Source organism: Falsiroseomonas sp., assembly GCF_030695085.1.
Classification (GTDB): Bacteria; Pseudomonadota; Alphaproteobacteria; order Acetobacterales; family Acetobacteraceae; genus Falsiroseomonas.
Genome location: NZ_JAUYTS010000185.1, coordinates 22,694 through 30,497 on the forward strand (window position 1 = coordinate 22,694; position 7,804 = coordinate 30,497).

Here is a 7,804-nt window from a genome sequence, read left to right on the forward strand (position 1 = left end):
CCCATTTGGCCCATCCTGTCCGTCATCCCCGCGCCATGGTCAAGGCACGCGGCGCCCGGCAGGATGCGCGGCCAAAAGGGAGACCCGGAATGCCACTTCCCCCGCTGTTGCAGGGCCGTCTGCGCCTGCCCGTCATCGGCGCGCCGCTGTTCATCGTCTCGACGCCGGCGCTCGTGATCGCGCAGTGCCGTGCCGGGATCGTGGGCAGCATCCCCTCCCTCAACGCCCGCCCGGCCGAGGCGCTGGACCCGATGCTGGCCAGCATCCGCGAAGGGCTGACGGCGCAGGACGCGCCGTTTGCGGTGAATCTGATCGTGCATGCCTCCAACGACCGGGTGGAGCCTGACCTGGCGGTGTGCGAGCGGCACCGTGTGCCCATCATCATCACCTCCCTGCGCCCGCCACAGGCGGTGGTGGACCGGGTGCATGGCTGGGGCGGGCTGGTGTTCCATGACGTCACCAACCTGCGCCACGCGCAGAAGGCGATCGAGGCCGGGGTGGATGGGCTGATCCTGGTCGCCGCCGGCGCCGGCGGCCATGCCGGAACCCTGTCCCCCTTCGCGCTGGTCGCCGAGGTCCGGCGCATCTTTGGCGGCACGATCATCCTGTCGGGGTCGATCACCAACGGAGGCCAGATCCTGGCGGCGCAGGCCATGGGCGCGGATCTCGCCTATCTGGGCACCCGCTTTATCGCCTCGGCCGAGGCCAATGCGGCGGAGGGCTACAAGCGGATGATCGTGGAGGGCCAGGCGGCGGATATCCTCTACACGCCCTTCTTCACCGGCATCCCCGGCAACTACCTGAAGCCCAGCATCACCGCCTCCGGCCTGGACCCGGAGGCGCTGCCGGCGGTGGACAAGACCGCCGCCAATTTCGGCACCACGCGGGTGAAGCCGTGGAAGGATGTGTGGGGGGCAGGCCAGGGCGTCGGCAGCATCACGGATGCGCCGCCGGTGGCGGAGATCGTGGCGCGGCTGCGGGACGAATACGATGCGGCCCGGGCGGCATTGACCCCCTCGGCACCCGGCGCCTAGCCTCCGCGCCATTGCCGCAAGAGCATGATGGAGGAGACGATGATGCATCGCCGCAGCCTGTTCCAGGCCGGGGCCGGGATGGCCATGGCCAGCCTCGCCGGACCCGCGATCGCCCAGCCGGCCCGCGCCACCACGCTGCGCTTCGTGCCGCAGGCCAATCTGACGGCGCTGGACCCGATCTGGACCAGCGCCATCGTCACCCAGATGCATGGCTACCACGTGTTCGACACGCTCTACGCCATGGATGCCCGGCTGCGCCCGCAGCCGCAGATGGCGGAGGGGCATGAGGTTTCGGCCGATCGCCGGGTCTGGCGCATCAAGCTGCGCGAAGGCCTGAAATTCCACGATGGGTCCCCGGTGCGCGCGGCAGACTGCGCGGCCTCCCTCGCCCGCTGGTCGAAGCGCGACCCCTTCGGGCAGATCCTGGCGCTGTCGGTCGATGAATGGCGCGCAGCCGATGACCGGACGCTCGAAATCCGCCTGAAGCGCCCCTTCCCGCTGCTGCTGGAGGCACTCGCCAAGCCCGACGCCAATGTGCCCTTCATCATGCCGGAGCGCCTGGCCACCACGGACGCCAGCACCCAGATCTCGGAGGTGATGGGCAGCGGCCCCTATCGCTTCGTGCCCGGCGAATTCGTCTCCGGCAGCCGCGTGGTCTATGCGAAGAACGAGACCTATGTGCCACGCCAGGAAGCCGCCAGCGGCGCGGCGGGCGGCAAGGTCGCCCATTTCCCGCGCGTCGAGTGGCACATCCTGCCGGACCCGGCGACGGCGGCGGCCGCCTTGCAGGCCGGCGAGGTGGATTGGCTGGACCAGCCGCTCTCCGACCTGATCCCGACCCTCGTGCGGAACCGCAACATCGAGGTCGGCGTGCTGAACGAGGCCGGCATCCTCTCCATCATGCGGCTGAACCACCTGCAGGCGCCCTTCAACAATGTGAAGGTGCGCCAGGCGGTGGCGCTGGCGGTGAACCAGGAGGATTACATGCGCTCGACGCTCGGCGACGATCGCAGCGTCTGGCGCACCTGCCGCAGCCTGTTCCCCTGCGGCACGCCCTATGGCGTCGAGGATCTGTCCGAGTTCAACGCGCCGCCGCGCAACCTGGACCGGGCGCGGGCCGCCCTGCAGGCCAGCGGCTATAACGGGGAAAAGGTGGTGATCATCAGCCCCACCGACTTCCCGCTGATCGGGCCGCACGGGCATGTGACGGCGGATGCGCTGCGCCGCATCGGCTTCAATGTGGAACTGGTGGAAACCGATTGGGGCACCGTGGTGCAGCGCCGCGTGCGGCAGGAACCGGTGGAGCGCGGCGGGTGGAGCATCTTCCACACCTATGGCTCCTCCCTCGCCTACCTCAACCCGGCGGTGTCGTCGCTGGTGAAGGGGCCGGGGGCGCAGGGCTGGTTCGGCTGGTATGACAGCCCGCGGGCGCAGGAGTTGGTGCAGAACTGGCTGGACGCGCCGGATGCGGAGCGGCAGCAGGCGCTGGCGAATGAGCTGAACAAGCTGGCCCAGGACGAGGTCGCGACCATCCCGCTCGGCCAGTTCAACATCCGCAGCGCCTGGCGGCGGAACATCACGGGGCATCTGAAGGGCAGCATGCCCTACCCCTGGGGCGTACGCCCGGCGTGATGCCAGCGTGAAGCCCTCCCCCGCACTTGCGGGGGAGGGAGAAGTGTCACCCCGCCAGCAGCTTCTTCACCACCTCATTGACCAGGGCCGGATTTCCCTTGCCCTGCATGGCCTTCATCGTCTGGCCGACGAAGAAGCCGAACAGCTTGTCCTTGCCGCTGCGGTATTCCGCCACCTTGTCGGCATTGGCCGTCATCACCTGCGCCACCACCGCCTCGATCGCGCCGGTATCCGTGACCTGCTTCAGCCCGCGTTCCTCGACGATCTCGCCCGGCGCCTTGCCGGTCTCCAGCATCGCCTCGAACACCTGCTTGGCCAGGCTGCCGGAGAGCGTCTTGTCGCTGATGAGGTCGAGCAGCGCGCCGAGATTTTCAGCTGTTACCGGCGGATCGCTCACGTCGCGCTTCATGCGATTGAGCGCGGCAAAGAAATCGCCCGTCACCCAATTCGCCGCGAGCTTGGCGTCGCGGCCCTTCGCCACCGTCTCGAAGAAGATCGCCGTCTCCTTCTCCAGCGTCAGCACATGCGCGTCATAGGGCGACAGGCCCATCGCGACATAGCGCGCGCGCCGCACATCCGGCAGTTCCGGCAGCGCGGCCTTCAGCGACGCCACCCAATCCTGCTCCAGCACCAGCGGGGGCAGGTCCGGTTCCGGGAAGTAGCGGTAGTCATGCGCGTCCTCCTTCGAGCGCATGGAGCGCGTGACGCCGCGGGCCGTGTCGAACAGGCGGGTTTCCTGGAACACCTCCTCGCCCGCTTCCCAGACCTCGATCTGCCGCCGCGCCTCGGCCTCCACCGCCTGCATGACGTAGCGGATGGAGTTGACGTTCTTCACCTCGCAGCGCGTCCGGAAACCCTCGCCCGCCTTGCGGACGGAGACGTTGACGTCGGCACGCATCGAGCCCTCGTCCATATTGCCGTCGCAGGTGCCGAGGTAGCGCAGGATCTGACGGATCTTCGTCAGATACGCGCCGGCCTCCTCGGGGGACCGCATATCCGGCTCGGACACGATCTCCATCAGCGCGACGCCGGAGCGGTTCAAATCGATGAAGGATTTGGTCGCATGCTGGTCATGCAGCGACTTGCCGGCATCCTGTTCCAGATGCAGCCGCGTGATGCCGATGGTCTTGGTCGCGCCATCTGCCAGCGTGATCTCCACCGCGCCCTCCCCGATGATCGGGTGGGCGAACTGGCTGATCTGATAGCCCTGCGGCAGGTCGGCGTAGAAGTAGTTCTTCCGGTCGAAGCGCGACCAGAGATTCACCTGCGCATTCAGTCCGAGGCCGGTGCGCACGGCCTGCGCCACGCATTCCTCATTGATCACCGGCAGCATGCCGGGGAAGCCGGCATCGATGAAGGAGACCTGGCTGTTCGGCGACGCACCGAATTCGGTTGCCGCGCCGGAGAAGAGCTTGGCCTGGCTGATGACCTGGGCGTGGATTTCCAGGCCGATGACGAGTTCCCAGGGGCCGGTGCGGCCGTCGATCGTGTAGGTCATGCTCCCGCCCTCAACCGCGGCAGCGCATCAAACCCCGCCGCCCTTTCCAGCGTCCGCCCCACGGCGAACACCGTCTCCTCGTCAAACGCCCGCCCGATCACCTGCAGCCCGAGCGGCAGCCCCTGCCCGTCCAGCCCCGCCGGCACCGCCAGCCCCGGCAGGCCGGCCAGGTTGGCCGTCACGGTGAAGATGTCGTTCAGATACATCGCCACCGGGTCGTCCTGCTTCTCATCCATCCCGAAGGCGGCCGAAGGCGTCGCCGGCGTCACGATGGCATCGACATCGGCATAGGCCTGTTCGAAGTCGCGCCGGATCAGTGCGCGCACCTTCTGCGCCTTCAGGTAGTAGGCGTCGTAATAGCCGGCGCTCAGCACATAGGTGCCGATCATGATGCGCCGCCGCACCTCCGCCCCGAATCCCGCCGCGCGGGTGCGCTCATACAGGTCGCGCAGGTCGGAGCCCGGCTCCGTCACGCGCATGCCAAACCGCACGCCGTCATACCGGGCAAGATTGGAGGACGCCTCCGCCGGCGCCACGATGTAGTAGGTCGGCAGCGCGTATTTGGCGTGCGGCAGGCTGATCTCGACAGTCTCGGCGCCGGCGTCCCGCAGCCATTGCAGGCCCTGTTCCCACAGCGCCACGATCTCCGGCGCCATGCCGTCCAGCCGGTACTCCTTCGGCACGCCGATCCGCAGGCCCTTCACGCCGCGCTCGCAGGCCTTCGCGAAATCCGGCACGGGCATGTCCGCGCTGGTCGAATCCTTCGGGTCGAAGCCGGCCATCGACTTCAGCAGGATGGCGCAATCCTCCACCGTCCGCGCCACCGGCCCGGCCTGGTCCAGGCTGGACGCGAAGGCCACGATCCCGAAGCGGGAGCATCGCCCATAGGTCGGCTTGATCCCCGCAATGCCGCAAAACGCCGCCGGCTGGCGGATGGAGCCACCCGTATCGGTGGCCGTCGCCCCCAGCGCCAGCCGCGCCGCAACGGCCGCCGCGGACCCGCCGGAGGACCCGCCCGGCACCAGCCGCGTATCCGGGTCATTCGCCCGGGACCACGGATTCTCCACCGGCCCGGAGGCGCTGGTGGTGTTGGAGGACCCCATGGCGAATTCGTCCAGATTCGCCTTGCCGAGGAACACCGCCCCGTCATTCAGCAGCTTCTGGCTGACCGTGCTCTCATAGGGCGGCACGAAGCTGTCCAGGATGCGGCTGCCCGCCGTGGTGCGGGTGCCCGCCGTGCAGAACAGATCCTTGATGGCGAGCGGAATACCCTCCAGCGCCCCCACCTGGCCCGCCGCGCGACGCTCGTCGCTGGCCTTGGCCTGTGCCAGCGCCTTCTCCGCGGTCACGGTGATGAAGGCGTTCAGGCGCGGGTTCAGCTTGGCGATGCCATCCAGATGCGCCTGAGTCAGTTCGACGCTACTGATGGTGCCCTCGGACAGCGCATCGATCGCGCCGCGCAGGGTGAAATCGGTCGGATGCATCACTCAACCACCTTCGGAACGCCGAAATATTGGCCCTGGCGATCCGGGGCATTGGCCAGCACGGCATCGGCCTGGCCACCATCGGTCACCACATCCCGCCGCAGCCGCGCCTTGGCCTGAGCCACGGGGCTGCCACCGGCCATCGGCTCCACGCCGTCCGTGTCCACTTCCTGCAATTGTTCGATCCAGCCCAGGATGCCGTTGATCTCGGCCTGCGCCTGCTGCACCTCGCTCTCGTCCAGCCTGATGCGGGCGAGCGAGGCGATGCGCCGGATGGTGGCGGTATCGAGGGACATTTGCTTCGAGAAATCCTTGATCTGTCTGGGTTTGCCAGGATCGTGAGCCGGGAACATAACGGCGCCCATGCCCGCCATCAACATGCGCGACCTGCGCGCCGCCCTGCCCCGCCATGCGCGCCTGATCGGCCTGGACCCTGGGTCGCGGATCATCGGGGTGGCGCTGTCCGATGTTTCGCTGATGCTGGCCTCCCCCTATGGCGCCATCGCCCGCGGCAAGCTGGCGGCGAATGCGGCGGAAATCGGCGCCATCGCGCGGAAGGAGGGTGCGGGAGGGCTGGTGGCGGGTCTGCCACTGTCGATGGACGGCTCCTTCGGCCCGGCGGCACAGGCGGCGAAGGATTGGGCGCTGGCCGTGTCCCAGGCCACCGGCCTGCCGCTGGCCCTGTGGGATGAACGCCTGTCCTCGGCGGCGGTGAACCGCATGATGATCGCGGCGGACCTGACGCGTGCCAAGCGGGCCAAGGCGGTGGATGCCGCGGCGGCCGCCTATATGCTCCAGGCAGCCCTGGATGCCAGCACCGGCCCGGCGTAGGTTGGCGCCATGCTCCCCTACCCGCATCGCCACCTGCTCGCCATCGAGGGCCTTGAGCCCCCCTACATCGCCGATCTCCTGGATCTGGCGGAAAATTATGCGTTGTTGAACCGCCAAGGGAAAACCCAGCGCGACCTCCTCAAGGGCCGCACATTAATAAACCTGTTCTTCGAGGACAGCACCCGCACCCGCACCAGCTTCGAGCTGGCCGGCAAGCGGCTGGGCGCGGACATCGTCAACATGTCCGTCTCCACCAGCTCGGTGAACAAGGGCGAGACGCTGCTCGATACCGCCTCCACGTTGAACGCCATGCACACGGATCTGCTGGTGGTGCGCCACGGCCAATCCGGCGCGCCGGCGCTGCTGGCGCAGAAGGTGGATGCCGCGGTGATCAATGCCGGCGACGGCACGCATGAACACCCGACCCAGGCGCTGCTGGATGCGCTGACCATCCGCCGCCGCAAGGGCAGCCTGGAGGGTCTGACCGTCGCCATCTGCGGCGATGTGCTGCATTCCCGCGTCGCCCGGTCCAACATCCACCTGCTGCTGGCGATGAATTCCCGCGTCCGCATCGTCGGCCCGCCGACGCTGATCCCCTCGGAAGCCGCGCGCCTCGGCGTGGAGGTGCATCACAGCATGAAGACCGGCCTGGAGGATGCCGATGTGGTCATGATGCTGCGGCTGCAGAAGGAACGCATGACCTCCGGCCTGGTCCCCTCCTCCCGCGAGTTCTTCCGATTCTACGGGCTGGATGCGGAGAAGCTGGCCTATGCCAAGCCGGATGCCATCGTCATGCATCCCGGCCCGATGAATCGCGGCGTCGAGATCGACAGTGCCATCGCCGATGACCCGGTGCGCAGCGTCATCGGCGAACAGGTGGAGATGGGTGTCGCCTGCCGCATGGCGGTGCTGGACGTGCTGGCCCGCAACCAGCGGCGCAACACCTGAACCCTACGGCCCCCCACCCTTTATGGCCCCCTGACCGCCCGCGCATAGGCCGCCGGCGTCTCGATCAGCGCCCGCGCCGCCACCTTGTCATCGTCGCGCCCCTCCGCTGGCGGGCAGGCGTTGCGCAGCGCGGCGACCTCGCTGGCCAGCACCGGCGCGCGGGCGGCGCGCTGGCGGGCCAGCATGCGGCCCATCGGCGCCTCCCCCTGCCGTAGCGCCGCCAGGCCCTGGGCCATCACCTCCGGCCCCAGGCTGGTGCACAGCCCCGGCAGCACGCCGAGGCCCTGGATCGGCCAGCCGGAAATCGCCAGGATGCGCGACCATGTCACCAGCAGCTCCGCCCCATTCGGCAGGGGCGCGACCAGCTGGATCAGCCC

Annotated in this window: 7 protein-coding genes and 1 pseudogene; 4 read left to right on the forward strand and 4 right to left on the reverse strand. The window is 68.5% G+C overall.

Annotated elements, in window-relative coordinates; translation table 11 throughout:
• The first annotated feature begins 89 nt into the window (after window positions 1-89).
• A complete protein-coding gene (locus tag Q8S40_RS20080; protein ID WP_305671815.1) occupies window positions 90-1,034 on the forward strand; it encodes a nitronate monooxygenase family protein in 945 nt (314 codons plus the stop codon).
• A 42-nt stretch (window positions 1,035-1,076) separates the two neighbouring features.
• Window positions 1,077-2,666: an ABC transporter substrate-binding protein gene (locus tag Q8S40_RS20085; RefSeq protein ID WP_305671816.1), complete on the forward strand. Its 1,590-nt coding sequence runs from the start codon at window positions 1,077-1,079 to the stop codon at window positions 2,664-2,666.
• A 46-nt stretch (window positions 2,667-2,712) separates the two neighbouring features.
• Here Q8S40_RS20085 and gatB read toward each other — a convergent pair whose 3' ends face one another.
• The 3 genes from gatB to gatC are packed head-to-tail and all read right to left on the reverse strand — an operon-like array spanning window position 2,713 to window position 5,944.
• Window positions 2,713-4,164, reverse strand: a complete 1,452-nt coding sequence (gene gatB / locus Q8S40_RS20090; RefSeq protein WP_305671817.1) for an Asp-tRNA(Asn)/Glu-tRNA(Gln) amidotransferase subunit GatB — start codon at window positions 4,162-4,164, stop codon at window positions 2,713-2,715.
• Window positions 4,161-5,648, reverse strand: a complete 1,488-nt coding sequence (gatA, locus tag Q8S40_RS20095; RefSeq protein ID WP_305671818.1) for an Asp-tRNA(Asn)/Glu-tRNA(Gln) amidotransferase subunit GatA — start codon at window positions 5,646-5,648, stop codon at window positions 4,161-4,163. Before gatA ends, gatB begins: the two co-directional genes overlap by 4 nt.
• Entirely contained in the window at window positions 5,648-5,944 is a 297-nt protein-coding gene (gene gatC / locus Q8S40_RS20100) for an Asp-tRNA(Asn)/Glu-tRNA(Gln) amidotransferase subunit GatC (RefSeq protein WP_305671819.1), read from the reverse strand. The genes gatA and gatC overlap by 1 nt, the downstream gene beginning before the upstream one ends.
• A 67-nt stretch (window positions 5,945-6,011) precedes the next feature.
• On the opposite strand from gatC, the gene ruvX reads away from it, so the two are divergent.
• Window positions 6,012-6,479, forward strand: coding sequence for a Holliday junction resolvase RuvX (gene ruvX / locus Q8S40_RS20105; protein WP_305671820.1), 468 nt, complete (start codon window positions 6,012-6,014; stop codon window positions 6,477-6,479).
• 9 nt (window positions 6,480-6,488) lie between these two features.
• Complete coding sequence (locus tag Q8S40_RS20110) at window positions 6,489-7,427, forward strand: aspartate carbamoyltransferase catalytic subunit (protein ID WP_305671821.1); 939 nt, start codon at window positions 6,489-6,491, stop codon at window positions 7,425-7,427.
• 20 nt (window positions 7,428-7,447) lie between these two features.
• Here Q8S40_RS20110 and Q8S40_RS20115 read toward each other — a convergent pair.
• Window positions 7,448-7,804: pseudogene (locus tag Q8S40_RS20115) on the reverse strand (peptidase S41); the annotation flags it as partial.